General features: G+C 62.6%; 27 protein-coding genes. 16 read left to right on the top strand and 11 right to left on the bottom strand.

Annotated features, from left to right (window positions below):
* Window positions 1–132 precede the first annotated feature (132 nt).
* From E2H86_RS07240 to E2H86_RS07230, 3 genes are all read right to left on the bottom strand, one after another.
* Window positions 133–1,434 (bottom strand): MFS transporter, encoded by a 1,302-nt coding sequence (locus E2H86_RS07240; protein WP_133326174.1) that lies wholly within the window; start codon window positions 1,432–1,434, stop codon window positions 133–135.
* Window positions 1,435–1,691: 257 nt separating this feature from the next.
* Complete coding sequence (locus E2H86_RS07235) at window positions 1,692–2,894, bottom strand: transporter associated domain-containing protein (RefSeq protein WP_133326172.1); 1,203 nt, start codon at window positions 2,892–2,894, stop codon at window positions 1,692–1,694.
* 6 nt (window positions 2,895–2,900) lie between these two features.
* Window positions 2,901–3,710 (bottom strand): cytochrome C assembly family protein, encoded by an 810-nt coding sequence (locus tag E2H86_RS07230; protein ID WP_133326170.1) that lies wholly within the window; start codon window positions 3,708–3,710, stop codon window positions 2,901–2,903.
* A gap of 261 nt (window positions 3,711–3,971) precedes the next feature.
* On the opposite strand from E2H86_RS07230, the gene ffh reads away from it, so the two are divergent.
* The 6 genes from ffh (at window position 3,972) to E2H86_RS07200 (ending at window position 8,026) form a co-directional block, all read left to right on the top strand.
* Complete coding sequence (ffh, locus tag E2H86_RS07225) at window positions 3,972–5,348, top strand: signal recognition particle protein (RefSeq protein WP_133326168.1); 1,377 nt, start codon at window positions 3,972–3,974, stop codon at window positions 5,346–5,348.
* A 232-nt stretch (window positions 5,349–5,580) separates the two neighbouring features.
* Window positions 5,581–5,832: a 30S ribosomal protein S16 gene (gene rpsP / locus E2H86_RS07220; RefSeq protein WP_003259424.1), complete on the top strand. Its 252-nt coding sequence runs from the start codon at window positions 5,581–5,583 to the stop codon at window positions 5,830–5,832.
* Window positions 5,833–5,837: 5 nt separating this feature from the next.
* On the top strand, window positions 5,838–6,374 hold the full coding sequence (gene rimM, locus E2H86_RS07215) for a ribosome maturation factor RimM (protein WP_133326166.1): 537 nt from the start codon (window positions 5,838–5,840) through the stop codon (window positions 6,372–6,374).
* Window positions 6,375–6,377: 3 nt separating this feature from the next.
* Window positions 6,378–7,130: a tRNA (guanosine(37)-N1)-methyltransferase TrmD gene (gene trmD, locus E2H86_RS07210; protein WP_133326164.1), complete on the top strand. Its 753-nt coding sequence runs from the start codon at window positions 6,378–6,380 to the stop codon at window positions 7,128–7,130.
* 42 nt (window positions 7,131–7,172) lie between these two features.
* A complete protein-coding gene (rplS, locus tag E2H86_RS07205) occupies window positions 7,173–7,523 on the top strand; it encodes a 50S ribosomal protein L19 (RefSeq protein WP_008094487.1) in 351 nt (116 codons plus the stop codon).
* Window positions 7,524–7,618: 95 nt separating this feature from the next.
* The gene (locus E2H86_RS07200; RefSeq protein WP_133326162.1) at window positions 7,619–8,026 is read left to right on the top strand and encodes an acyl-CoA thioesterase; all 408 of its coding nucleotides are present in this window, start codon (window positions 7,619–7,621) and stop codon (window positions 8,024–8,026) included.
* 2 nt (window positions 8,027–8,028) lie between these two features.
* Here the strand turns inward: E2H86_RS07200 and E2H86_RS07195 are convergent, their stop codons facing one another.
* The gene (locus E2H86_RS07195; protein WP_133326160.1) at window positions 8,029–9,855 is read right to left on the bottom strand and encodes a cation:proton antiporter; all 1,827 of its coding nucleotides are present in this window, start codon (window positions 9,853–9,855) and stop codon (window positions 8,029–8,031) included.
* A 68-nt stretch (window positions 9,856–9,923) separates the two neighbouring features.
* On the opposite strand from E2H86_RS07195, the gene xerD reads away from it, so the two are divergent.
* From xerD to E2H86_RS07165, 6 genes are all read left to right on the top strand, one after another.
* On the top strand, window positions 9,924–10,820 hold the full coding sequence (gene xerD, locus E2H86_RS07190; RefSeq protein WP_133326158.1) for a site-specific tyrosine recombinase XerD: 897 nt from the start codon (window positions 9,924–9,926) through the stop codon (window positions 10,818–10,820).
* 154 nt (window positions 10,821–10,974) lie between these two features.
* Window positions 10,975–11,736 carry a DsbC family protein gene (locus E2H86_RS07185; protein WP_133326156.1) on the top strand — a complete coding sequence of 254 codons (762 nt, stop codon included), beginning with the start codon at window positions 10,975–10,977 and terminating at the stop codon, window positions 11,734–11,736.
* Between the two features lie 82 nt (window positions 11,737–11,818).
* Window positions 11,819–13,123 carry a homoserine dehydrogenase gene (locus tag E2H86_RS07180; protein ID WP_133326154.1) on the top strand — a complete coding sequence of 435 codons (1,305 nt, stop codon included), beginning with the start codon at window positions 11,819–11,821 and terminating at the stop codon, window positions 13,121–13,123.
* A 163-nt stretch (window positions 13,124–13,286) separates the two neighbouring features.
* Entirely contained in the window at window positions 13,287–14,696 is a 1,410-nt protein-coding gene (gene thrC / locus E2H86_RS07175; RefSeq protein ID WP_133326152.1) for a threonine synthase, read from the top strand.
* Window positions 14,697–14,829: 133 nt separating this feature from the next.
* Window positions 14,830–15,237: a histidine kinase gene (locus E2H86_RS07170; protein WP_133326150.1), complete on the top strand. Its 408-nt coding sequence runs from the start codon at window positions 14,830–14,832 to the stop codon at window positions 15,235–15,237.
* 79 nt (window positions 15,238–15,316) lie between these two features.
* Window positions 15,317–15,598, top strand: coding sequence for a DUF3509 domain-containing protein (locus E2H86_RS07165; protein ID WP_133326148.1), 282 nt, complete (start codon window positions 15,317–15,319; stop codon window positions 15,596–15,598).
* 143 nt (window positions 15,599–15,741) lie between these two features.
* Here the strand turns inward: E2H86_RS07165 and E2H86_RS07160 are convergent, their stop codons facing one another.
* Entirely contained in the window at window positions 15,742–16,614 is an 873-nt protein-coding gene (locus E2H86_RS07160; RefSeq protein ID WP_133326146.1) for a TIGR02285 family protein, read from the bottom strand.
* A gap of 8 nt (window positions 16,615–16,622) precedes the next feature.
* Window positions 16,623–17,822: a CaiB/BaiF CoA transferase family protein gene (locus tag E2H86_RS07155; protein WP_133326144.1), complete on the bottom strand. Its 1,200-nt coding sequence runs from the start codon at window positions 17,820–17,822 to the stop codon at window positions 16,623–16,625.
* A gap of 132 nt (window positions 17,823–17,954) precedes the next feature.
* On the opposite strand from E2H86_RS07155, the gene E2H86_RS07150 reads away from it, so the two are divergent.
* The 3 genes from E2H86_RS07150 (at window position 17,955) to E2H86_RS07140 (ending at window position 21,652) form a co-directional block, all read left to right on the top strand.
* A complete protein-coding gene (locus tag E2H86_RS07150; protein ID WP_133326142.1) occupies window positions 17,955–18,497 on the top strand; it encodes a YaeQ family protein in 543 nt (180 codons plus the stop codon).
* Window positions 18,498–18,527: 30 nt separating this feature from the next.
* Window positions 18,528–20,237 carry a single-stranded-DNA-specific exonuclease RecJ gene (recJ, locus tag E2H86_RS07145; RefSeq protein ID WP_133326139.1) on the top strand — a complete coding sequence of 570 codons (1,710 nt, stop codon included), beginning with the start codon at window positions 18,528–18,530 and terminating at the stop codon, window positions 20,235–20,237.
* Between the two features lie 308 nt (window positions 20,238–20,545).
* Window positions 20,546–21,652: an NADH:flavin oxidoreductase/NADH oxidase gene (locus E2H86_RS07140; RefSeq protein WP_133326137.1), complete on the top strand. Its 1,107-nt coding sequence runs from the start codon at window positions 20,546–20,548 to the stop codon at window positions 21,650–21,652.
* A 3-nt stretch (window positions 21,653–21,655) separates the two neighbouring features.
* On the opposite strand, the gene E2H86_RS07135 is transcribed toward E2H86_RS07140, so the two are convergent.
* Window positions 21,656–21,952 (bottom strand): type II toxin-antitoxin system HicB family antitoxin, encoded by a 297-nt coding sequence (locus tag E2H86_RS07135; RefSeq protein WP_133326583.1) that lies wholly within the window; start codon window positions 21,950–21,952, stop codon window positions 21,656–21,658.
* A 42-nt stretch (window positions 21,953–21,994) separates the two neighbouring features.
* The gene (locus E2H86_RS07130; protein WP_243744032.1) at window positions 21,995–22,450 is read right to left on the bottom strand and encodes an RNA-guided endonuclease InsQ/TnpB family protein; all 456 of its coding nucleotides are present in this window, start codon (window positions 22,448–22,450) and stop codon (window positions 21,995–21,997) included.
* Window positions 22,451–22,669: 219 nt separating this feature from the next.
* Between E2H86_RS07130 and tnpA the strand changes: the two genes are divergently transcribed.
* A complete protein-coding gene (tnpA, locus tag E2H86_RS07125) occupies window positions 22,670–23,077 on the top strand; it encodes an IS200/IS605 family transposase (RefSeq protein ID WP_133326135.1) in 408 nt (135 codons plus the stop codon).
* A gap of 103 nt (window positions 23,078–23,180) precedes the next feature.
* On the opposite strand, the gene E2H86_RS07120 is transcribed toward tnpA, so the two are convergent.
* Genes E2H86_RS07120 through E2H86_RS07110 form a run of 3 tightly spaced genes read right to left on the bottom strand, consistent with a single transcriptional unit; the run spans window position 23,181 to window position 26,359 of the window.
* Entirely contained in the window at window positions 23,181–24,605 is a 1,425-nt protein-coding gene (locus E2H86_RS07120; protein WP_133326133.1) for a gamma-aminobutyraldehyde dehydrogenase, read from the bottom strand.
* Window positions 24,606–24,621: 16 nt separating this feature from the next.
* Window positions 24,622–25,428 (bottom strand): ABC transporter permease, encoded by an 807-nt coding sequence (locus E2H86_RS07115; RefSeq protein ID WP_133326131.1) that lies wholly within the window; start codon window positions 25,426–25,428, stop codon window positions 24,622–24,624.
* Entirely contained in the window at window positions 25,418–26,359 is a 942-nt protein-coding gene (locus tag E2H86_RS07110; RefSeq protein WP_133326129.1) for an ABC transporter permease, read from the bottom strand. The genes E2H86_RS07115 and E2H86_RS07110 overlap by 11 nt, the downstream gene beginning before the upstream one ends.
* Between the last annotated feature and the right edge of the window lies 1 nt (window position 26,360).

Here is a 26,360-nt window from a genome sequence, read left to right as displayed (position 1 = left end):
AAGCGGGGCCGCTCTGCGGCCCATTCGCGGGACAAGCCCGCTCCCACAGGATAACTACCGCCCTCAAGTCCAGCGCTGTACCTGTGGTAGCGGGCTTGTCCCGCGAATGGGCTGCAAAGCAGCCCCAATCACTCAAAGCGCGGTATCACGGGTTTCCTTCAGGCACAGCACGGCAATCAGGCTGATCACTGCTGCCGCCGACACATAGCCGCCTACCCAGCTCAAGCCGCCCATGCTCACCAGCTTCTGGGCGAAGAACGGTGCCGCCGAGGCGCCGACGATGCCGCCCAGGTTGTACGCTGCCGAAGCGCCGGTGTAGCGCACGTGGGTCGGAAACAGCTCTGGCAGCAGGGCGCCCATCGGTGCGAAGGTCACACCCATCAGGAACAGCTCGATACTCAGGAACAGGGTCACACCCAGGGTCGATCCCGAGGTCAGCAGCGGTTCCATGGTGAAGCCCGAGGCCACCGCCAGCAGGCCGCCGACGATCAGTACCGGCTTGCGGCCGTAGCGGTCGCTGAGCCAGGCCGAGAGCGGTGTGGCCAAGGCCATGAACACTACGGCGAAACACAGCATGCCGAGGAATGATTCACGGCTGTAACCCAGCGTCGATACGCCGTAGCTCAGCGAGAACACGGTAGAGATATAGAACAGGGCGTAACACACCACCATGGCCGCAGCGCCCAGCAGGGTAGGCAGCCAGTACTTGGCGAAGAGGTCGACCACCGGCATCTTCACCCGCTCGTGACGTGCCACTGCCTTGGCGAACACCGGGCTTTCCTCCAGCTTCAGGCGCACGTACAGGCCGACCAGCACCAGGGCGGCGCTGAGCAGGAAGGGTACACGCCAGCCCCAGTCACGGAACTGCTCGTCGCTGAGTACCAGGGCCAGCGTCAGGAACAGGCCGTTGGCCGCCAGAAAACCGATCGAAGGGCCCAGTTGCGGGAACATTCCGAACCAGGCGCGCTTGCCTTCCGGCGCGTTCTCGGTGGCCAGCAGTGCCGCGCCACCCCATTCGCCCCCCAGCCCCAGACCTTGGCCGAAGCGCAGCAGGCAGAGCAGGACCGGCGCCCAGACGCCGATGCTGTCATAACCTGGGAGCACGCCGATCAGTGTGGTCGAAACACCCATCAGCAGCAGCGAGGCCACCAGGGTGGATTTGCGCCCGATGCGGTCGCCGAAGTGGCCGAACAATGCCGAGCCCAGCGGCCTGGCGAGGAAGGCGATGCCGAAGGTGATGAACGCTGCGAGCATCTGCGCGGTGCCCGACCCGGACGGAAAGAACACCGGGCCGATCACCAGGGCTGCCGCGGTGGCGTACACGTAGAAGTCGTAGAACTCGATGGCGGTGCCGATGAAACTGGCGGTGGCCACCCGGGCGGGTGAGTTGGCCGGCGCGGCAGGCGCTTGGGCGTAGGTGCTGCTGGTTGTCATCTGGTAGGTCCCTAACAGTCTGGTGCGGCTCCTGGGCGTGATCCGCGCCGGCCAGGCAGGCACGGTTTGGCGGACGCCGGAGCGTATTGTTCTTTTGCGTTCCTACTGACGAGAACCCTGGAGGGATAGCGGTGGGTACGGGTACTGTTCGGGGTGGTGAAGCAGGACCGCGTGTCAGTGGAGCGGACTGGCCGTCTGACGCCGGGTGCGGGTAGCGGGCGCGGCGGCGGGGCTGGGTAAGCGTGACCGGAGTATAGCTATCGGGTCACGGTCCACACCAGTACCTTGCTGGCGCAATTGTCCTCGGTTTCGAGAATTTCCAGGCGGTAGCGGCCGATTTTCAGGCAAACGGCGCTTTCCGGAATGCTTTCCAGGGCTTCGGTGACCAGGCCGTTGAGGGTTTTCGGGCCGCCGTCGCAGGGTAGGTGCCAGCCGAGAGTGCGGTTGATTTCGCGAAGCGACGCGGCGCCGTCGATGACGAAGGTGCCGTCGGGCTGGGGGTGTACATGGGGGTTGTCGAGGCTCTGCTCGTCCTCGAACTCGCCGACGATCTCCTCGAGGATGTCTTCCAGGGTGACGATCCCCAATACCTCGCCGTACTCGTCGACCACCACGCCCAGCCGGCGCTGCTGCTTGTGGAAGTTCAACAGTTGCATCTGCAGGGGCGTGCTTTCCGGTACGAAGTAAGGTTCGTAGCAGGCGCCTTGCAGGGCTTCGAAGGTCAATTCGGCCTTGGGCAGCAAATGGCTGATCAGCTTGGTGTTGAGGATCGCCTCCACCTGGTTGATATCGCTGTGATAGACCGGCAGCCGTGTGTGGCGGCTGACGATCAGCTGTTCGATGATGTGCTCGATCGGATCGTCCAGGTTGATGCCGTCGACTTCGTTGCGTGGCACCAGGATGTCGTTGACGGTGATCTTGTCCAGCGATTGCAGGCCGTCGAGCAGGCCTGGATGGGTCGTTTCGTCGCTGTCGTCATCATCGAAGGGCTCGTCCTGCTCCGGATGCAAGGCCACTGCGGTGGGCTGCGCGCGGAGCGGCCGCAAGATCAGCTTGGCGCAGGCATCGAGCAGGCAAGCCAATGGTTGCAGCAGCGCCAACGGCCATTTCAGGCCGGCCCCGAGGGCCAGAAGCGCCTGGGGGGCACGACGGGCCAGGCGCCGCGGCAGAAACTCGGCGAATACCAGCAGCACCAGGCTCGCGCCCAGGCCAGCCAGCCAGAAGCCGTGTTCGCCCTGATAGCGCTGGCCCATCAGACAGGCCAATCCCAGTACCAGCAACTTGCCCAGGCCGGCTGACAGCGTCAGTGCCTGGGTCGGCAGTTTCGCGTGGTCCTGGTCATTGTTGCGCGAGTGGCCATTGGTCTGTTGACGGGCGACGTCCACCGCGGTGAACAGCGCCGACCAGATCAAGGCCAGGGCCAGAATGCCGAGAAGCGGTGCGTACGGCAGCGTGTCCATGGCTTGTCAGATATGCAGGATGAATTCGCGAACCAGCTTGCTGCCGAAGTAGGCCAGCATCAGCAGGCAGAAACCGGCCAGGGTCCAGCGGATCGCCTTGTGCCCGCGCCAGCCGAGGCGGGTGCGGCCCCACAGCAGTACGCTGAAGACGATCCAGGCCACGCACGCCAGCAGGGTTTTGTGCACCAGGTGCTGGGCGAACAGGTTCTCCAGGAACAGCCAGCCGGAAATCAGTGACAGCGACAGCAGGCACCAGCCGGCCCAGAGGAAGCCGAACAACAGGCTTTCCATGGTTTGCAGCGGCGGGAAGTTGCGAATCAGGCCCGACGGGTGCTTGTTCTTCAACTGGTGGTCCTGCAGCAGCAGGAGTAGCGACTGGAACACGGCAATGGTGAACAGCCCGTAGGCCAGGATCGACAGCAGGATGTGCGCGAGGATACCCGGCTCTTCGTCGATCAGCGGCACGGTACCGGGTGGGGCGAACTGAGCCAGCAGCGCGGTGATGGCGCCGAGGGGAAACAGCAGCACCAGGAGGTTTTCCACCGGTATGCGCAGGCAGGCCAGCAGCGTCAGGGAGATGACCGCCACGGCGATCAGGCTGGCGGCGCTGAAGAAATCCAGGCTCAGACCCAGCGGCGTGATCAGCTGGAAGTACAGTGCACCGCTCTGGGCGACCACGGCGAGGACGCCGAGCAGGCCGAGCAGCCGTGTGTCGGCTTTGCGGCTCTGGGCCAGGTAGGCGCCCTGATAGATGGCCGCAGCTATATAAAGGCCGGCGGCGATCAAGTTGGGGATGAGGCTGGGTGAGGAGACCATAAGTCCTGGAAAGCGAGCCTTAAAGGGACGGAGTTTGGCATAGTGAGCTGCAAGCTGGAAGCCGCAAGCTGCAAGCGAAGGCTGATCCGCGTGATGGCTGCTTTTTCTTGTGGCTTGAAGCTCGAAGCTTGCCGCTCGGAAGCCAAGGTGTCCGCCGCCGCCGCTCTTCGCTATAATCGCCGCCTTGCTGTGCCCCGCGCTTGCGCGTGACCACCAGGGCACCTGACAACTCCCGGCTTTTCTGGGCCTGAAAGGATCACCATGTTCGAAAACCTGACCGACCGCCTGTCACAGACGCTGCGCCATGTCACCGGCAAGGCCAAGCTGACCGAAGACAACATCAAGGACACGCTGCGCGAAGTGCGCATGGCCCTGCTCGAAGCCGACGTGGCGCTGCCGGTGGTCAAGGATTTCGTCAACAGCGTCAAGGAGCGTGCGGTCGGCACCGAGGTCTCGCGCAGCCTGACGCCGGGCCAGGCATTCGTGAAGATCGTCCAGGCCGAGCTGGAAAGCCTCATGGGCGCGGCCAACGAAGACCTCGCGCTCAATGCCGCACCACCCGCCGTGGTGCTGATGGCCGGCCTGCAGGGCGCCGGTAAGACCACCACCGCCGGCAAGCTCGCGCGCTTCCTCAAGGAGCGCAAGAAGAAGAGCGTCATGGTGGTGTCGGCTGACGTCTATCGCCCAGCCGCGATCAAACAGCTGGAAACCCTGGCCAACGATATCGGTGTGACCTTCTTCCCGTCCGATATCAGCCAGAAGCCGGTGGCCATCGCCGAGGCGGCCATCCGTGAGGCCAAGCTGAAGTTCATCGACGTGGTCATCGTCGACACCGCCGGTCGTCTGCACATCGATGCCGACATGATGGACGAGATCAAGGCGTTGCATGCTGCGGTCAAGCCGATCGAGACCCTGTTCGTGGTCGATGCCATGACCGGTCAGGACGCCGCCAACACCGCCAAGGCGTTCGGCGAAGCCCTGCCGCTGACCGGCGTGGTGCTGACCAAGGTCGACGGAGACGCCCGTGGCGGTGCCGCACTGTCGGTGCGCGCCATCACCGGCAAGCCGATCAAGTTCATCGGTATGGGTGAGAAGACCGAGGCCCTCGAGCCGTTCCACCCCGACCGCGTCGCCTCGCGCATCCTCGGCATGGGCGATGTGCTCAGCCTGATCGAGCAGGCCGAGCAGACCATCGACAAGGCCAAGGCCGACAAACTGGCCAAGAAGCTCAAGAAGGGCAAGGGCTTCGACCTCGAAGACTTCCGCGACCAGTTGCAACAAATGAAGAACATGGGTGGTCTGGGCGGCTTGATGGACAAGCTGCCGAGCATCGGTGGGGTCAACCTGTCGCAGATGGGCAACGCCCAGGGCGCTGCCGAAAAACAGTTCAAGCAGATGGAAGCGATCATCAACTCGATGACCCCGGCCGAGCGCCGCGATCCCGACCTGATCAGTGGTTCGCGCAAACGCCGGATCGCGCTGGGTTCCGGCACCCAGGTGCAGGACATCGGTCGCCTGATCAAGCAGCACAAGCAGATGCAGAAAATGATGAAGAAGTTTTCTGCCAAAGGCGGCATGGCCAAGATGATGCGCGGCCTGGGCGGAATGCTGCCGGGCGGCGGCATGCCGAAGATGTGACCCGATTTCGGGCGCCGGCCTTTACCGGCGGGCGCCCGTAACCCCGCTGCGGCGGGTTAACGGCCGCGTGATTGCGCGGCGCAACCGGCAAGACTGAACGTCAGGGTAGGGCCCTGGCGAAAAAGGCATTTGCAAATGTCCGTGTATTCCCTGAGAATATGCGGCCTTTTGGGCACCCGTGTGCCTATTTGGCATTCAGTTTTGCAGCACCGACTATAGGAACGATGTTCACATGGTAACCATTCGTCTGGCCCGTGGCGGCTCGAAAAAGCGCCCTTTCTACCACCTGACCGTGACCAACTCGCGTAACGCCCGTGACGGCCGTTTCGTTGAGCGCGTAGGTTTCTTCAACCCGATCGCTGCTGGCGCCGAAGTCAAGCTGTCGGTCAACCAGGAACGCGTCAACTACTGGCTGAGCCAGGGCGCGCAGCCGTCTGAGCGTGTTGCTCAGCTGCTGAAGGACGCTGCCAAGGCTGCCGCCTGAGCAGTATGAACGCGACGCCAGAAAAGGCTGACGACCTCATCGTCGTTGGCAAGATTTTTTCGGTTCACGGCGTTCGCGGCGAGGTGAAGGTGTATTCCTTTACCGATCCGATTGAAAACCTGTTGGATTATCCACGCTGGACGCTTCGGCACGAAGGCAAGGTAAAGCAGGTCGAGCTGGTCAACGGTCGAGGTTCCCAAAAGGGCCTGGTCGTTAAACTGAAAGGCCTCGACGATCGCGATGAAGCTCGTCTTCTGAGCGGTTACGAAATCTGCATTCCGCGGAGCCTTTTGCCCAACCTGGCCGCTGACGAGTACTACTGGTACCAGTTGGTGGGTCTGAAGGTCATCAACCAGGACGAACAGCTGTTCGGCAAGGTCGATCACCTGTTGGAGACCGGCGCGAACGATGTAATGGTGGTCAAGCCCTGCGCAGGCAGCCTGGATGATCGCGAGCGTCTGTTGCCCTATACGGAGCAATGCGTGCTGGCAGTCGACCTGGAAGCAGGCGTGATGCGGGTTGAGTGGGACGCGGACTTCTAATCGATGGGTAACCTTCGCGTAGACGTCATCACGTTGTTTCCCGAGATGTTCTCGGCCATCACGGAGTACGGCATTACCAGCCGCGCGGTGAAACAGGGGTTGCTTCAGGTGACTTGCTGGAACCCGCGGGACTACACCACAGATCGCCACCACACCGTGGATGATCGGCCGTTTGGCGGTGGTCCGGGCATGGTGATGAAGATCAAGCCTCTGGAAGATGCCTTGGTTAGCGCCAGGCAAGCGACCGGAGCTGCGGCGAAGGTGATCTACCTTTCCCCGCAAGGCCGCAAGCTGACTCAGCAAGCGGTCAAAGACCTGGCCGAACAGGAATCGTTGATCCTGATCGCCGGTCGTTATGAAGGCATCGATGAGCGCTTTATCGAGGCTCATGTCGATGAGGAGTGGTCGATTGGCGACTATGTGCTTTCCGGTGGCGAGCTGCCGGCCATGGTACTGATCGATGCGGTTACGCGGCTGCTGCCCGGAGCTTTAGGGCATGTGGACTCGGCGGAGGAAGATTCCTTCACCGACGGTCTGCTCGATTGCCCGCACTACACCCGACCTGAGGTGTATGCGGATCAGCGCGTTCCCGACGTGTTGCTAAGTGGCAACCATGCACACATCCGGCGTTGGAGGATGAAGCAGTCCCTTGGTAGGACCTTCGAACGACGCGCCGATCTTCTGGAAAGTCGCTCGCTTTCTGGAGAAGAGAAGAAGCTGCTCGAGGAATATCTCCGCGAGCGGGACGATAGTTAAACGTATCGATGGTGGATCACGTATCCATCTTAGGAGCACAGCATGACCAACAAGATCATCCAGCAGCTCGAAGCCGAGCAGATGAGCAAGGAAATCCCGACCTTCGCACCAGGCGACACCATCGTCGTCCAGGTTAAAGTGAAGGAAGGTGAGCGTTCCCGTCTGCAGGCGTTCGAAGGCGTCGTTATCGCCAAGCGTAACCGTGGTCTGAACAGCGCCTTCACCGTGCGCAAGATCTCCAGCGGCGTTGGCGTAGAGCGTACCTTCCAGACCTACAGCCCGCAGATCGACAGCCTGGCCGTGAAACGTCGTGGTGACGTGCGTAAAGCCAAGCTGTACTACCTGCGCGACCTGTCCGGCAAAGCCGCTCGCATCAAGGAAAAACTGTCCTGAGTGCAGTTTGCCCGGTGGCCGAGGCCGCCTAGCGAGAAAAAAGCAGCCTTCGGGCTGCTTTTTTGCGTTTTGAAATCCGTGAATAGGTGAGTGTCATGACCAGTCGAGACCAGGAAATCCAGCGCCGCACCGAACTATCGGTGACCCGCGTGACCAAGGCGGTGTTCCCCAACACCACCAACCACCACAACACCTTGTTCGGCGGCACCGCCCTGGCCTGGATGGACGAAGTCTCGTTCATCGCCGCCACGCGCTTCTGCCGCCTGCCGCTGGTGACCGTGTCCACCGACCGGATCGACTTCAAGCATCCGATTCCGGCGGGCTCGATCGTCGAGCTGGTGGGCAGCGTTATCAAAGTGGGCAACACCAGTCTGCAGGTGCAGGTCGATGTGTTTGTCGAGAACATGTACCTCGATGGCTGCGAGCGGGCGATCCATGGGGTGTTCAGCTTCGTCGCCATCGACGAGGACAAACGACCGGTGCCGGTGTTGCCGCAAGACTGAGGTCATTGCTCGACGCCAGTCGCCAGGTCGGCGGGCACAGGTTCGATCAGCGCCACCAGGGTCCAGCCGGGTTGAGGGCGAAGTGGGGTGTCAGGTGTCGAGACATGCACCCAACCATGGCTGTCCCGGGCGAACAACAGATGTGCCCGCTCGCCGTGCAGCGCCTGATAGTCCTGCCAGTCGAACGCGTCGGTCAGGGTGGTGCTATAGACTTCGGCACCTTGATGCAGATGATTGGCCAGTTGCTGGTAGGTCATCGGTCGGTCGCCCAGCAGTTGGCCGCGATGTTCCGCGCTGGCCCGGTGCTTGTCGCTGCGCTTCTTTTCCAGGCCGCTGGCCAGCACGTACAGCCGCCCAGCGCCGAAATCGTGGCGAAAGCGAGCGCACGCCAGGGTATTGATCTCCCCAGCCGGCGACAGGCCCAGCAGATGCCCAAGGCCGACCAGGTCCAGATGGGCGTCGGCATGTTGCGAGGCGGGATTGCCAAAGTATGTCGGCAGCCCTTCCATGCGGGCTGCGCGAATGTTCTCCCAGCTCGAGTCGGTCAACAGCACGCGGCAGTCCAGTTGCTGCAAGGCTTTACCGAGAATCCGCGCCGGTCGGTTGGCGCCGACGATGAGAAAGCCACTCGGTGCAGGCTCGGCGACCTTGAGCAGGCGTGCCAGAGGGCGGGCCGTGGCGCTTTGCAGGACCACGGTGCCAATGATCACGGCGAAGGTCAGTGGCACCAGCAGCAGCGCATCTTCGTGGCCGGCCTCATGCAGGCGAATGGCGAAGATCGCCGATACCGCCGCTGCCACGATACCCCGTGGGGCGATCCAGGCCAGCAGCGCGCGTTCTCGCCAGTTCAGTGAGGAGCCCAGGGTCGACAGCAACACATTGAGTGGCCTCGCCAGCAACTGGATGACCAGCAGCAGTGCCAGCACCGCGGGGCCCAGTTCGAACATCGCGTTCAGGTCGAGGCGGGCCGCCAGCAAAATGAACAGCCCGGAGATCAACAGCACGCTGAGGTTTTCCTTGAAGTGCAGGATCTGCCGCACATCCACGCCCGGCATGTTGGCCAGCCACATGCCCATGACCGTGACCGCCAGCAGCCCGGATTCATGGACGATCTGGTTGGCTGCGATGAAGATTCCCAGCACTGCCGCCAGCGAGGCCAGGTTGTGCAGGTACTCGGGCAGCCATTGCTCACGCATGATCTGCCCGAGCAACCAGCCACCCGCTGCGCCAAGGGCGCAGCCGGCGACGATCACTCCGGCGAAGGTGCCAAGGCTCTGACTCAGGCCGTTGCCGTCGCCGCTGGCGATGATGAAGCTGTAGACCACCACCGCGAGCAGCGCACCGATCGGGTCGATCATGATGCCTTCCCAGCGCAGGATGTTGGCGATGGTCGCATTCGGCCTTACCACCCGCAGCATCGGTACGATCACCGTGGGGCCAGTGACCAGGGTCAGGGTGCCGAAGAGGATTGCCAGGGGCCAGTCGAAACCCAGCAACCAGCGGGTCGCCAGGGCGATGACCAGCCAGGTCGCCAGCGCGCCCAGGGTCACCATGCGGTGTACCACGCTGCCGATTTCGCGCCATTGCGACAGGTGCAGGGTCAAACTGCCCTCGAACAGGATCAGGGCCACCGCCAGCGATACCAGGGGCATCAGCAGCGGGCCGAACAGCGCCTGCGGGTCGAGCCAGCCCAGGGCAGGGCCGGCAATGATGCCGGCCAGCAGCAGGAACAGGATCGCCGGTAGCTTCAGGCGCCAGGCCAGCCACTGGCAGGCCAAGGCGGCAGCGCCGATACCACCGACGCTCAGGAGAATCTGTTGCTCGCTCATAGGGGCTCCCTGTACCGATGATGTTATGAAAGACTAAGCGCCATTCCGATGTTTGCCACCGAGTTTCCATGCCCGCACTCGACCACCCCCTGATCGACCAGTTTCTCGATGCCCTATGGCTTGAAAAAGGCCTCTCCGACAATACCCGGGCTTCCTATCGCAGTGACCTGGCATTGTTCAACGGTTGGCTGCAGGAGCGCGATGTGGTGCTCCCCGATGCCGGGCGCGAGCTGATCCTCGATCATCTCGCCTGGCGCGTCGACCAGGGCTACAAGCCACGCTCGACCGCCCGGTTCATCTCCGGTCTGCGTGGCTTCTTTCGCTATTTGCTGCGTGAAAAGCTGATTGGGGTCGACCCGACCCTGCTGGTGGACATGCCTCAGTTGGGTCGCCCCTTGCCCAAGTCGTTGTCCGAGGCCGATGTCGAGGCGTTGCTGCAGGCCCCGGATCTGGCCGAAGCCATCGGCCAGCGCGACCGCGCGATGCTCGAGGTGCTGTACGCCTGCGGTCTGCGCGTGACCGAGCTGGTCAGCCTGACCCTCGATCAGGTCAACCTGCGCCAGGGCGTGCTGCGCGTGATGGGCAAGGGCAGCAAGGAGCGCCTGGTGCCCATGGGCGAAGAGGCGGTCACCTGGGTGGAACGCTACCTGCGCGACGGACGTGCCGAGTTGCTCAACGGCCGCCCCAGCGACGTGCTGTTCCCCAGTCAGCGCGGCGAGCAAATGACCCGGCAGACCTTCTGGCACCGCATCAAGCACCAGGCCCGGGTCGCCGGCATCGACAAACCGCTGTCGCCGCACACCTTGCGCCACGCCTTCGCCACCCATCTGCTCAACCATGGCGCCGACCTGCGCGTGGTGCAGATGTTGTTGGGACACAGCGATCTGTCGACGACGCAGATATACACCCATGTCGCCAAGGCGCGCCTGCAACAACTGCACGCCCAGCACCATCCTCGTGGATGAATCATTTTCATGTTCCGCCGACCGGTACCTGCAAGCCCCTTCAACCCTGGCCTGATGTGGTAGTCTTGGGCGGTTTGCATCAAGGGCCGCACGGTCGCCACGGTTCGTTTGCCGGCGACACCCTCCGGCCCCTGTCCGCCCTCAGGAGTTCCCCATGCGCGTGACCCCATTTTTCGCCGCCGCCGCCTTGGCGCTGGCCAGTACTTTCGCCGTTGCCGCGGCCAGCGACGTCAATAGCGGTGCCGAGCAGGCGATTCGCAAGTCATTGCAAAACCTCGAACTCGAAGTTCCGGTGGAAAGCGTCGGCAGCAGCCCGGTCAGTGGCCTGTACGAAGTCAAGCTGCAGGGCGGTCGTGTGCTCTATGCCAGCGCCGATGGCCAGTTCGTGATGCAGGGCTACCTGTTCCAGATCCAGGACGGCAAGCCAGTCAACCTCACCGAAAAAACCGAACGCCAAGGTATCGCCAAGCTCATCAACGGCATTCCAGCGGCCGAGATGGTGGTTTATCCTGCCAAGGGCGAAACCAAGTCGCACATCACCGTCTTCACCGACACCACCTGTCCTTACTGCCACAAGCTGCACGCCGAAGTGCCGGAGCTCAACCGCCGTGGTATCGAAGTGCGCTATGTCGCCTTCCCGCGCCAGGGGCTGGGCTCGCCGGGTGATGAGCAGTTGCAGGCAGTGTGGTGCTCCAGCGATCGCCGCGCGGCGCTGGACAAAATGATCGATGGCAAGGAAATCAAGGCGGCCAAGTGCGCCAATCCGGTTGGCAAGCAATTCCAGCTGGGTCAGTCGATCGGCGTCAACGGCACGCCGGCGATCGTCCTCGAAAGCGGTCAGGTGATTCCGGGCTACCAGCCGGCGCCACAGGTGGCCAAGCTGGCCCTGGCCGGCCAGGCGCAAGCCGCCAAGTAATCAATTCAATGCGCCGTCGTCATGGGGTGACGGCATGTTTCACGGTCGGCGAAGGCGCCGGCCGTACAATGGGGAGTTCACAGTGAAACCGGTCAAAGTAGGCATCTGTGGGTTGGGGACCGTCGGTGGCGGAACCTTCAATGTACTTCAGCGCAACGCCGAGGAGATTGCCCGGCGTGCCGGGCGCGGTATTGAAGTGGCACAGATTGCCATGCGCTCGCAGAACCCGAACTGCCAGATTACCGGTACCCCCATTACCGCTGATGTGTTCGAAGTCGCGAGCAACCCGGAGATCGATATCGTCATCGAGCTGATCGGTGGCTACACCATCGCCCGCGACCTGGTCCTCAAGGCCATCGAGAACGGCAAGCACGTGGTCACCGCCAACAAGGCGCTGATCGCCGTACACGGCAACGAGATCTTCGCCAAGGCTCGCGAGAAGGGCGTGATCGTTGCCTTCGAAGCCGCTGTGGCCGGTGGCATCCCGGTGATCAAGGCGATCCGCGAAGGCCTGTCGGCTAACCGCATCAACTGGCTGGCCGGTATCATCAACGGCACCGGTAACTTCATCCTCACCGAAATGCGCGAGAAAGGCCGTGCCTTCCCTGACGTGCTGGCCGAGGCCCAGGCCCTGGGTTATGCCGAAGCCGATCCGACTTTCGATGTCGAGGGCATCGACGCCGCGCACAAGCTGACCATCCTGGCCTCGATCGCCTTCGGAATTCCTCTGCAGTTCGAAAAGGCCTACACCGAAGGCATCACTCAGCTGACCACCGCTGATGTGAACTACGCCGAGGCCCTGGGCTATCGCATCAAGCACCTGGGCGTGGCGCGTCGTACCGCCGAGGGTATCGAGCTGCGTGTGCACCCGACCCTGATCCCGAGCGATCGCCTGATCGCCAACGTCAATGGCGTGATGAACGCCGTGATGGTCAACGGCGATGCTGCGGGTTCGACCCTTTACTACGGCGCCGGTGCCGGCATGGAGCCGACCGCTTCGTCGGTGGTCGCCGACCTGGTCGACGTGGTTCGCGCCATGACTTCCGATCCGGAAAACCGCGTACCGCACCTGGCCTTCCAGCCCGATTCGCTGTCGGCGCACCCGATCCTGCCGATCGAAGCCTGCGAGAGCGCCTACTACCTGCGTATCCAGGCCAAGGATCATCCTGGCGTGCTGGCCCAGGTGGCGAGCATCCTGTCCGAGCGTGGTATCAACATCGAATCGATCATGCAGAAGGAAGCCGAGGAACAGGACGGGCTGGTGCCGATGATTCTGCTGACCCACCGCGTGGTCGAGCAGGGTATCGACGACGCCATCGTCGCCCTGGAAGCCCTGCAGGACGTGGTCGGCAAGGTCGTGCGCATTCGCGTCGAACAGCTCAATTAAGCGGCAAGCCTCAAGCTGCGAGTAAAGGCAGTTCGCTGTTGAGGCTTTGAACAGATTTCATCAGCGGCGAGGAAGGAAACGCAGGGTACAGGATCAACGCCAATTGGCTTTGTCTTTTAGCTTGCAGCTCGTAGCTCGCCGCTCAAACCAAAGGTTTGCACCCATGCGCTATATCAGTACCCGCGGCCAGGCACCGGCCCTGAATTTCGAAGACGTCCTGCTGGCCGGCCTCGCCAGCGATGGTGGCCTCTACGTCCCTGAGAACCTGCCACGTTTCACCCAGGAAGAAATCGCCTCCTGGGCAGGCCTGCCGTATCACGAACTGGCCTTCCGAGTGATGCGCCCGTTCGTCGAAGGCAGCATCGCCGACGCCGACTTCAAGAAAATCCTCGAAGAGACCTACGGCGAGTTCGCCCACGCCGCCGTGGCGCCGCTGCGCCAGCTCAACGGCAACGAATGGGTCATGGAGCTGTTCCACGGTCCGACCCTGGCGTTCAAGGACTTCGCCCTGCAATTGCTCGGCCGTCTGCTCGACCACGTTTTGGTCAAGCGCAACGAGCGCGTGGTGATCATCGGCGCCACCAGCGGTGACACCGGCTCGGCCGCCATCGAAGGCTGCCGCCGTTGCGACAACGTCGACATCTTCATCCTGCATCCGCACCAGCGTGTGTCGGAGGTACAGCGCCGCCAGATGACCACCATCTTCGGCGACAACATCCACAACATCGCCATCGAAGGCAACTTCGACGACTGCCAGGAAATGGTCAAGGCCAGCTTCGCCGACCAGTCGTTCCTCAAGGGCACCCGCCTGGTGGCCGTCAATTCGATCAACTGGGCGCGGATCATGGCCCAGATCGTCTACTACTTCCACGCTGCGCTGCAGCTCGGTGGCCCGGCCCGCTCGGTGGCCTTCTCGGTGCCGACCGGCAACTTCGGCGACATCTTCGCCGGTTACCTGGCGCGCAACATGGGCCTGCCGATCAGCCAGTTGGTGGTCGCGACCAACCGCAACGACATCCTGCACCGCTTCATGAGCGGCAACCAGTACGTCAAGGAAACCCTGCACGCGACCCTGTCGCCGTCGATGGACATCATGGTTTCGTCCAACTTCGAGCGTCTGCTGTTCGACCTTCACGGTCGCAATGGCGCCGCATTGGCCGAACTGATGGCGACCTTCAAGCAAGGTGGCGGCTTCAGCGTCGAACAGGACCGCTGGACCGAAGCGCGCAAGCTGTTCGATTCGCTGGCCGTCAGCGATGAGCAGACTTGCGAGACCATCGCCGAAGTCTTCGCCAGTACTGGTGAAGTGCTCGATCCGCACACCGCGATCGGCGTCAAGGCCGCCCGCGAGTGCCGCCGCAGCCTGGACACGCCGATGGTGGTGCTGGGTACCGCGCATCCGGTCAAGTTCCCCGAAGCGGTGGAGAAGGCCGGTGTCGGCAAGGCGCTGGAGTTGCCTGTGCACATGAGCGACCTGTTCAGCCGCGAGGAGCGCTGCACGGTCCTGGCCAACGACCTCAAGGCCGTCCAGGCCTTCGTCAGCCAGCACGGCAATCGCGGCAAACCGTTGTAACTCCCCTGGGCATGGGGCCGGCGCGCAATGCGCGGCCCCATTGTCCGCCGGTCAGCACTTTCAGAAATGTCTGATATCGGGCGCTGGCCGCCTCGCTTAGTGTGCAGTCGATCCTTCCTGTCGGGAGCGGCTCATGCCCAGGCCCTATGTATTGCTTCATCAAGCTCGCCCTTCGCACCAGATCCTCCTGCACCAAGCCTGCAATGCCCTGGGCATCTTCGACGTGCGCGTCACCCGCGATCTTGCCGATCTCCAAGCCTGCCTGGCGCGCGAACGTGTCGCCGATCTGCTGATCCTCGATGCGGGTCTGGCTCCGGCCACGGCCCAGGTGTTGTTCGAGCGACTTACCGACAGTCATCAGGTGCCGGCTCTGCTGTTCGTCGGCAGCAGGGGTGACGACGACCGGGAAAGCCCGGCAGGGCAGGCTCGCATGCGGGGTTTCAAGGTACTGGCCGAGTTGTCGTGGCCGCTGCCGATGCGGCGCTGGCAACAGGCTCTGGAGCGTATTCAAACGGTCATGTCGAGCCAGCATGCTCATTGAGACAGGCGCAGTTTGAAGAACTTTCCGCTGCGCTTGCTGGTCAATGCCTGTATATCCCACCACGCAGCGAGTGATCCGGATGGAAAGAATCTGCAGACTGCTCAACGAAGCGCTGAGCCCTTATCAGACCCGACTCGGCCCCGTGGATGCCGGCGGCAACCGTCAATTGACCGTGTATGACACGCTTGGCAGCGTGACCTTGCAGCGCACGGTCAGCCTGCGTCAGTTGCAGGAGCAGCGCTTGCTCGTCGACCTGGTCGATGGCCTGCACCGCGACCTGCAGATTGCCGAGGGTCGTCTGCAACCCTGTGTGATCGCGGCTTTGCAACAGTGCCGGCAGCCTCAGGGAACCTTTGCCTGAGCGCGTCATCAGATTCAGCAGAGGCTATCTGCCCACGCACAGCTCCGGCGTCGGTAGAGAGTCTTGGGAAGCCTGAGAAGGCTTTCGGTTGACCCCGGGCATATTTCCCCAGCCCGGGGTTTCTTTTTTTCGCCGTTCGGCGATCAGGGGTCGGTGAAAAACTGCCGGCTCTGCTGCAGATAATCCTCACGTAACTCCGGGTCGAGCCAGTTCGCGTAGAGCAACGGCAAGGTCTCGCGCCGCAGGGTCGGCAACAACTGGTCGATATGCGCTATAGCGGCGCGTCCCAGTGTGGTGTTGGCACAGCCTACGTGGAGGAACTGGAAGCGTTTGACTCCCTGGATTGGGTAGAAGCGATAGTCGTCTGGTGAACCGCCGTGCTGCTGGATCAGGTAGCGCATTTCCGGCCAATAGCCTAGGACCAGTTGCAGGCGCCCCAGCTGTTGCATCTGCAGCAGGCTGGCGGTGGCGTCGTTGCCGTAATGACGGTTGAGCGCCGAATCGGGGAGGTTGCTGATCATATCGTCGATCTGCGTGCCATAGCTGCGCTCGGCCACGATGCCGAGTTTGAGTGGCGTTTGCGTGAGCAAGCCCTGCAGGTCGACTTCGCTACCGTTACTGAAGGCCTTTAGCCTGTTCGCATTGTGCTTGTGGACCATCAAGCCACTGCTCAGCGCTCCCAGGGCGGGTACCGAGTACTGCACGTAACGCGCTCGCTCGGCAGTCCAGAGCAGCGTCGGATCGCAGACGAAATGGCCGGCCTGGAGCATCTGCAGGCCGCGGGCACGGTTGACCCTGACGATACGGTGATCGTACTCAGGCATCTGCTCGATCAGCAGGGGTAATAGCTGGTCGATCACGCCTTGGCCTTTTTCGCTGCCATCGAAGATGGTGAACGGGGGCAGATCGCGTACCAGCCAGATCAGCCGTTCCTTCGCGGCAACCGGTTGCAGGGTCAGGGCCAGCAACAAGGCGCATAACGCGAGCAGTGGCCGGCCCCGGCGTGCGGAGGGCATGGGCGCGGTCAGACCGTGCCTGCTGCGCGGAGATTGGCAATGGCTCTGGCGTCGTAACCCAGGCCGGCCAGCAGGCGGTCGGTATGCTCGCCCAGTGTCGGTCCGACCCACTCGGCCGAACCTGGCGTGTCCGAGAGCTTGGGTACGATGCCCGGCATCTTGAACGGCTTGCCGTCCGGCAACTTGGCCTGGAGGAACATTTCTCGGGCCAGGAATTGCGGGTCGCTGAACATGTCTTCGGCCGAGTAGATGCGGCTGGCCGGCACCTCGGCGGCGCCGAGGATCTGCATCAGTTGCTGCAACGGCAGGCTGTTGGCCCAACGGTCGATCACGCCATACAGCTCGTCCCGGCGTGCGTCACGGCCATCGTTGCTGGCCAGAGTAGGGTCGTCGGCCAGGTCAGGGCGACCGATGGCATGCATGAAACGCTTGAAGATCGCATCGCCGTTGGCGCCGATCTGCACGTGCTTGCCATCGGCACTGGTGTGGATAGAGGAGGGGGTGATGCCTGGCATGATGTTACCGGTGCGCTCCCGGATGAAACCGAATACGTCGAACTCGGGGACCATGCTTTCCATCATGGCGAAGATCGCTTCATACAGGGCCACGTCCACCACCTGGCCTTGACCACCGTTGACCTCGCGATGACGCAATGCCATCAGCGCGCCGATCACGCCCCACAAGGCAGCAATCGAGTCGCCGATGGAAATGCCGGTGCGCACCGGCGGCCGATCCTCGAAGCCGGTGATGTAGCGCAGGCCGCCCATTGACTCGCCGACCGCGCCGAAGCCTGGCTGATCCTTCATCGGTCCGGTCTGGCCGAAGCCGGACAGACGCACCATGACCAGGCGTGGATTGAGCGCATGCAGGACATCCCAGCCCAGGCCGAGCTTTTCCAGCACGCCAGGTCGGAAATTTTCGATCAGGATGTCGGCCTCTGCCAACAGGCGCTTGAGAATCTCGCGGCCTTCGGGATGCTTGAGATTGAGGGTGAGCGATTGCTTGTTACGGGCCTGCACGAACCACCACAGCGATGTGCCCTCGTACAACTTGCGCCATTTGCGCAGCGGGTCGCCGCCGTCGGGGGACTCGACCTTGATCACCTCGGCACCGAATTCGGCGCAAATGCGCGAAGCGAAGGGGCCGGCGATCAAGGTGCCGAGTTCGACGACCTTGAGGCCGGCGAGTGGTTTGCTGGGGGTAGACATGAGACATCCGTGGCGACTGGTCAGACCCGAGGTTTTATCATAGGTCTGAGGTGGCAGGTACTCCCTCGGCGCAACGAACATCAGGATCGGTTAGACTGTGTCACTTTTCTTTGCGCAAGAAGCCCGTCGACCATGGCCCAGCCGTCCACCACCTATAAATTCGAACTGAACCTGACCGATCTCGATCGCGGTGTGTACGAAAACGTCCGGCAGACCATTGCCCGTCACCCGTCGGAAACCGAAGAGCGCATGGCTGTGCGTTTGCTGGCCTACGCCCTTTGGTATAACGAGAATCTGTCGTTCGGCCGTGGCCTGTCGGATGTCGACGAGGCGGCATTGTGGGAAAAGAGCCTGGATGACCGCATCCTGCACTGGATCGAAGTCGGCCAGCCAGACGCCGAGCGCCTCACCTGGTGTTCGCGCCGCACTGAACGTACCAGCCTGCTGGCATACGGCAGCCTGCGGGTGTGGGAGGGCAAGGTCGTCGGGGCAGTCAAGGGCCTGAAGAACCTGAGCATCGCCGCTGTCCCGCAGGAGGTGCTGGAAGTACTGGCCACCGACATGCCACGTACCATCAAGTGGGATGTCATGATCAGCGAAGGCACCCTGTTCGTCACCGACGACCGTGGCCAGCACGAAGTGCAGCTTCAGTGGCTGCTCGGCGAGCGTGGCTGAACCGATCGATAGCCGACTGCCGAAGATCCCATGCGTATCGAACCCCGTCCGTTGCCACCGACCCTGCCATCGCTGGGTAATCTGCCACCCCTGCTGACCCGCCTGTATGCCGCCCGTGGCGTGCAGTCCGAGGCCGAACTGGACAAGAGCCTGGCGCGGCTGCTGCCGTATCAGCAGCTCAAGGGCATCGAGGCCGCGGTCGACCTGCTGGTCGAGGCCCTTGACCAGCGCCAGCGGATCCTCATCGTCGGCGATTTCGACGCCGATGGCGCTACTGCCAGCACGGTCGGCGTGCTCGGCCTGCGCCTGCTGGGCGCGGCCCATGTCGATTACCTGGTGCCCAACCGTTTCGAGTACGGCTACGGCCTGACCCCGGAAATCGTCGAGGTGGCGCTGCAACGCCAGCCGCAGTTGCTGGTGACCGTGGACAACGGCATTTCCAGCGTCGAGGGCGTTGCGGCGGCCAAGGCTGCCGGGCTCAAGGTATTGGTCACCGACCACCACCTGCCTGGTGCTCAGTTGCCTGCTGCCGACGCCATCGTCAACCCCAACCAGCCGGGCTGCGCGTTTCCGAGCAAGTCGCTGGCCGGAGTCGGGGTGATCTTCTACGTGCTCATGGCCCTGCGTGCGCGCTTGCGCAGCCTGGGTCGGTATGAAACCCAGGCGCAGCCGAACATCGGCGAGCTGCTCGACTTGGTCGCCCTGGGCAGCGTCGCCGACGTGGTACCGCTGGATGCCAACAACCGCATCCTCGTGCACCAAGGGCTCGAACGCATCCGTGCCGGCCGCGCGCGACCGGGGTTGAAAGCAATCCTTGAAGTGGCGCGCCGCGACCACCGGCGCATCACCTCGACTGACCTAGGCTTCATTCTCGGCCCGCGGCTGAATGCGGCCGGGCGCCTGGACGACATGAGCCTGGGCATCGAGTGCTTGTTGTGCGAGGACGCGGCCCTGGCCCAGGACATGGCCCAGCAGCTGGATGACCTGAACCAGGACCGCAAGTCGATCGAGCAGGGCATGCAGCGCGAGGCGCTGGCGCAGCTCAAGGATCTGCCGGTGGAGTCGATGCCTTACGGCCTGTGCCTGTTCGACGCCGACTGGCACCAAGGTGTCATCGGTATCCTGGCTTCGCGCCTGAAAGAGCGTTATCACCGACCGACCATCGCGTTTGCCGACGCCGGCGACGGCATGCTCAAGGGCTCGGCGCGTTCAGTGCCGGGCTTTCATATTCGCGATGCGCTGGATGCGGTGGCAGCGCGTCATCCGCAATTGATCAGCAAGTTCGGCGGGCACGCCATGGCCGCCGGACTGTCGCTGCCGGAGGGTAACTTCCCGGCGTTTGCCGCGGCCTTCGATGAGGAGGTCCGTCGCCAGTTGCGCGAAGAGGATCTCACCGGCCGCCTGTTGTCGGATGGCACCCTGGCGGTGGAGGAATTCCACCTCGAGCTGGCCAAGGCCCTGCGCCATGCCGGGCCTTGGGGGCAGCACTTCCCCGAGCCGTTGTTCCATGGCGTGTTCCAGTTGGTGGAGCAGCGCGTGGTGGGGGAGCGACACCTCAAGGTCGTGCTCAAGAGCGAGTGCGGCTCGGTGCGGCTGGATGGCATCGCCTTCGGCATCGACCGCGACGTGTGGCCGAATCCGACGGTGCGTTGGGTGGAGCTTGCGTACAAGCTGGATGTGAACGAGTTTCGTGGGAATGAGAGTGTGCAGTTGATGATTGCGCATATCGAGGCGCGGTGACCTGCGCAACGAATATTACAAGTTGGGTGAAGACCAACTTGGTAATTCCTTACCCTCTTTCCTGATAGATTTCGGGTTGCTGGGCCGGCCCTTTCGCGGGCGCAGCTCGCGATGCGCCGCGTGGGCGGCGCTCGATTTGTGCAACACCACAAATCTGCAGCGCACGCCCCCTGCGCAATCCTCTCCCACCAATCCCATGGAACCTTTCCCCCACCCAATCTGGTCTAGTCTGAATATTGACCGGAACCGGGCCAGGATCGCGCATGAGCCCGGCCGGATCACCATTGGAGTCCCTGGGAGGTGCCCTCATGAGCCTGCTGCTCGAGCCTTACACCCTGCGTCAGCTGACACTGCCCAACCGCATCGCCGTTTCGCCGATGTGCCAGTATTCCGCCGTCGATGGCTTGGCCAACGACTGGCATCTCGTTCACTTGGGCAGCCGCGCTGTGGGGGGGGCCGGCCTGGTCTTCACCGAGGCGGTTGCGGTGACCGATGACGGACGGATCACCGCCGAAGACCTTGGCCTGTGGAATGACGACCAGATCGCCCCGTTGCAACGCATCACCCGCTTCATCACCGCTCAGGGCGCCGTGCCCGGCATCCAGCTGGCCCATGCCGGGCGCAAGGCCAGTACCTACCGGCCGTGGCTGGGCAAGCACGGCAGCGTCAAGGTTGAAGAGGGCGGATGGCAACCCGTCGGGCCGTCGAAGATTGCTTTCGACCCACAACACACGCCTCCGCGGGAACTCAGTAAGGACGACATCGAAGGTATCGTCGAATCATTCGTCGCAGCCACCGAGCGGGCCCTGAAGGCCGGTTTCAAGGTGGTGGAGATCCACGCCGCGCATGGCTACCTGCTGCACCAGTTCCTCTCGCCGCTGAGCAACCAGCGCCGCGACGAATACGGTAGCTGCTTCGAGAACCGCATCCGCTTGACCCTGGAGGTGACCGAGGCGGTGCGCAAGGTCTGGCCACAGGAGCTACCGCTGTTGGTGCGCGTGTCGGCCACCGATTGGGTCGAGGATGGCTGGAATCCGGATGAAACCGTCGAACTGGCGCGTCGGCTACGTGTGCTCGGCGTCGATTTGATCGACGTATCCTCCGGTGGCACCTCGGTCAATGCCGAGATCCCCACTGGCCCGGGCTACCAGACCCGCTTCGCCGAGCGCGTGCGCAAGGAGTCGGAAATTGCCACCGGTACCGTGGGCATGATCACCGAGCCTGCCCAAGCCGAACACATTCTGCGAACGGGTCAGGCAGATGTGATCTTCCTCGCCCGGGAACTGCTGCGCGACCCTTATTGGCCGCTGCATGCCGATGATGACCTGGGTGGCAACAAGGCAACCTGGCCGGCGCAGTATCAGCGGGCGACCAGCCGGGCGAACCCGATTCATGAGTCGGATTTGCGGGACTGATGCTCAGGTGTAGGATGCTTGGCTGAGGATGTCACTTACCCACTGATTGATGCTCTTCTCTGCCAGTTCGGCATTGGCTGCCACGCTGGCGTGAAGAGTGGGTTCGAGGCGCAGACTCAATTTGCCGGAGTACGCTTTTTGGGGCTCGCGCCTGAGCCGTTTGCACGTTTCAAGATAGTCATCGACAGCCTCCTCGAACGCTTGACGCAACTCACGGACCGATTCGCCATGGAAACCGATCATGTCACGGATGCCGGCAACATGGCCGATCAACAGCTGGTCTTCGTCACTGTATTCAATACGAGCGGCATAGCCGCGGTAGGTCTTGACATCCTCCCCGCCCTAAAGAACGGGGATTCCTACAGCTAGACGGCCATGCCCGACCGCGAGAATGTTCCTCGCCGCGTTAATGTCGCGGTCGTGAGTGACACCACACTCACAAGTCCATTCTCTTATTCCAAGGCCGGTCCTACCTTTCGGACTACTGGGCGCGAGTGCGCCGCAATGCGAACAGGCTTGGGTGGTGTACGCTTCGTTGACTTCACGAAAAACGATGCCTGCGCTATCGCACTTGTAAGACAGCATCGTTTTCAACATGCCCCAACCGGCGTCGTGCACCGACTTGGCCATTTGGGTCTTAGCCAACGCTTTGGGCTTGACGTTGCCAACAACGATCAGCCCGCACCGCTGCACAAGCGCGGTGCCGAATTTGTGAAGTGCATCCTTGCGACGGTTCGCGATCTTGGCGTGGATGGCTCGCGCGCGGATTTTCCTGCCGGCACGCTGGGCAATGGCCAACTTGCCTTAATCGCCCATGGTCACGGATGTTGCGATAGCTTAATTCGTTCAGGTAATTCCAGACAGTGTTAACCGTCCGCGCCCACGCGCGCAGAATGGACGCATGCCTGTCCTTGATGCGCAATTGGAGGGTTTTGGTGGTTTTTATTCTGGATTGGCCTTTATCAATATGATCCAGTAAAGTAGCGACTTTAACATGGCTTTTTCAAGGTTGGTCTAATGGAAAATTCAAGAACTGGGCGTCATTGCGTGTTCATGCTCCATGCTCATCTGGTGTTTGTTACCAAGTACCGGGGTCGGGTATTCGCGGCAGAGCACTTGGCCAAGCTAGAAGAGATTGCGCGTGGTGTATGCGAGCAGTTCGAAGTGCAATTGGTCGAGTTCAACGGGGAGCAGGATCACGTACATATGCTGGTCAATTTCCCGCCCAAAGTGGCATTGAGCAAGCTGGTCAACAGCCTAAAGGGCGTCACATCCCGCAAGCTGAAAATGTATTTCCCGGAAGTGATGCAACCAGCCTGGCAGGGGAATGCGTTATGGTCGGCGTCGTATTTCGCCGGCAGCGTAGGCGGTGCGCCATTGGACGTGGTTCGGCGCTACATCGAGGAGCAAGACAGGCCGGCGTAATGGCGCGCAGTTCGCACGCCTCGCTATCCCTCCCCGCACTAAAGTACGGGGTATCTCGCGGAGAAAACCGATCGAGCGCCGCTAGCGCGACGCTCGACTGTGCTCAATGCTTAATCATCACATGCCGCACACAGGTGTAATCCTCCAACCCATACATCGACATATCCTTCCCATACCCCGAATGCTTCTGCCCCCCATGGGGCATTTCGCTGACCAGCATGAAATGGGTATTCACCCAGGTGCAGCCATATTGCAGGCGCGCCGCCAACCGATGCGCCCGCCCGGTATCGCGGGTCCATACCGACGAGGCCAGGCCGTACTCGGAATCGTTGGCCCATTCCAGCGCCTGGGCTTCCTCGGTGAAGCGTGTCACCGACACTACCGGGCCAAATACCTCGTGGCGCACGATCTCGTCATCCTGCAAGGCATCGGCCAGTACCGTCGGCTCGAAGAAGAAACCATCCCCCGCCAGCGCTTTGCCGCCGGTGACCAGGCGGATGTGTGGCTGGGCGATGGCACGTTGCACCAGGCCAGCGACCTTGTCGCGATGCTGGGCGCTGATCAGCGGGCCAAGTTCGGTGCCGTCGGCCTCCTGCAGGCCCGGTTTGAGGCTGGACACCGCTTCGCCCAGGCGTTCGACGAAACGGTCGTAGATGCCCTCCTGCACATACAGGCGGCAGGCCGCCGTGCAGTCCTGGCCGGCATTGTAGAAGCCGAAGGTGCGGATGCCTTCGATGGCGGCATCGACGTCGGCATCGTCGAACACCAGCACCGGTGCCTTGCCGCCGAGTTCCATGTGCATGCGCTTCACGCTGTCGGCGGTGGCGCCGATGATGTGTGCGCCGGTGGGAATCGATCCGGTCAATGAGACCATGCGTACCTTGGGGTGGGTGACCAGAGGATTGCCGACGGTCTGACCACGGCCGAAGAGGATGTTGAGCACGCCAGCAGGCAGCACGTCCTGGGCCAGTTCACCCAGGCGCAGGGCGGTCAGCGGAGTGAGTTCCGAGGGCTTGATCACCACGGTGTTGCCCGCCGCCAGGGCCGGGGCGATCTTCCATGCCAGCATCATCAGTGGGTAGTTCCAAGGCGCGATCGAGGCCACCACGCCCAGCGGATCACGGCGGATCATCGAGGTGTGGCCCGGCAGGTACTCACCTGCCGCCGAGCCGCCCAGGCAGCGTGCGGCACCTGCGAAGTAGCGAAATACGTCGGCAATCGCCGGCAGCTCGTCATTGCGTGCGGCGGCGAGTGGCTTGCCGCAGTTCTGCGATTCCAGGCTGGCGAGCTCGTCGGCGTGTGCATCGATGATATCGGCCAGCGCCAGCAGGGCCAGCGAGCGCTCCCGTGGGCAGGTTTGCGACCAGGTCTCGAAAGCCTGATCGGCAGCCCGCACCGCAGCGTCGACCTGGGCCTCGGTGGCTTCGTTGATTTGCGCCAGGGCCGTACCCCGGGCCGGGTCGAGCACGGTCCAGGCCGGGCCTTGGCCGGCCACCAATTGACCGTTGATCAGCATTCGGGTTTGCATGGGGACTCCTCCAGGGTCATTTGCCGCTGCCCGCGACGCTTTCGCCGCCGCGGGTCAGGTAATAGGCGCCGAGGATCGGCAGCATGGTCACCAGCATCACCAGCATGGCGACCACGTTGGTCACTGGCACGTCGCGTGGGCGGCTCAGTTGATTGAGCAACCAGATGGGCAAGGTGCGCTCGTGACCGGCGGTGAAGGTGGTGACGATGATTTCATCGAACGACAGGGCGAAGGCCAGCATGCCTCCGGCCAGGAGCGCCGAACCGAGGTTGGGCAGGATGATGTAGCGAAACGTCTGCCAGCCGTCGGCGCCGAGGTCCATCGACGCTTCGATCAAGCTCTGCGACGTGCGACGCAGGCGGGCGATGACGTTGTTGTAGACGATCACGACGCAGAAGGTGGCATGGCCGACGACGATGGTGAACACCCCAGGTTCTATGCCCAGACGCTTGAATGCCGAAAGCAGAGCGATGCCGGTGATGATGCCGGGCAGGGCGATTGGCAGGATCAGCATCAGCGAAATGCTCTCCTTGCCGAAAAAACTGCGTCGATACAGCGCCGCCGAAGCCAAGGTGCCGAGTACCAATGCGATCAGCGTGGCCAGGCAGGCTACCTGCAACGACAGCTTTATGGCTTCGAGCACGTCAGATCGGGCGAAAGCGACCGTGAACCAGTGCAGGGTGAAGCCCTGGGGCGGGAAGCTGAACGCGGCATCCTCGGTGTTGAAGGCATAGAGGAAGATGATCAGGATCGGGAAGTGCAGGAACACCAGCCCGCCCCACGCCGCCAGGCGCAGGCCCACGGAGGCTCGCTCAGAGTGCATCGAAAGCCCCCAGGCGCTTGACGATGGACAGATAGATGGCGATCAGCACGATCGGCACCAGGGTGAAAGCCGCGGCCATTGGCATGTTGCCGATCGCGCCTTGCTGGGCATAGACCATGCTACCGATGAAATACCCCGGCGGCCCGATCAACTGCGGCACGATGAAGTCACCCAGGGTCAGTGAGAAGGTGAAGATCGAGCCGGCGGCGATGCCTGGGATCGACAGTGGCAGGATCACCTGCACGAACGTCTGCCGCGGCCTGGCGCCAAGGTCTGCCGAGGCTTGCAGCAACGACGGTGGCAGGCGTTCGAGCGCCGCCTGGATCGGCAGGATCATGAACGGCAGCCAGATGTACACGAACACCAGGAAGCGGCCCAGATGCGAGGTCGACAGGGTGCTGCCGCCGATACCCGGTACCGCCAGCGCAGCCTGCAACAGCCCTTCCAGGTGCAGCAGTTGGACGAACCACTGGGCCACGCCGCCCTTGGCCAGCAGTAGGGTCCAGGCGTAGGTCTTGACGATGTAGCTGGCCCACATCGGCATCATGACTGCGATATAGAAGAATGCCTTGGTCTTGCCGCTGGTGTAGCGAGCCATGTAGTAGGCGATGGGAAAGGCCAGTACGGCGCTGGCCAGCGACACGGCAACGGCCATGGTCAGGGTGCGCAGGATGATGTCGAAGTTGGATGGAATGAACAGGGCGGCGAAGTTGGCCAGGGTGAGATCCGGTGTCACCGCCATGGTGAAATCGTCGAAGGTATAGAAACCCTGCCACAGCAAGTTGAGCAACGAGCCCAGGTAGATGGCGCCGAACCAGGTCAGCGGCGGTACCAGCAGCAGCGCCAGGTAAAGGTTCGGGCGCCGGTACAGCAGGTTGCTGGCACCACGCAGGGGGCCGGGTCGGGCAGCGGCGGTTGCGGGATTGCTCATT

The sequence above is a fragment of the Pseudomonas putida genome (genome assembly GCF_004357765.1).
Classification (GTDB): domain Bacteria; phylum Pseudomonadota; class Gammaproteobacteria; order Pseudomonadales; family Pseudomonadaceae; genus Aquipseudomonas; species Aquipseudomonas putida_U.
The sequence above is the reverse complement of the archived record's forward strand: the minus strand, read 5'-3'. Positions and strand labels throughout refer to the sequence as shown.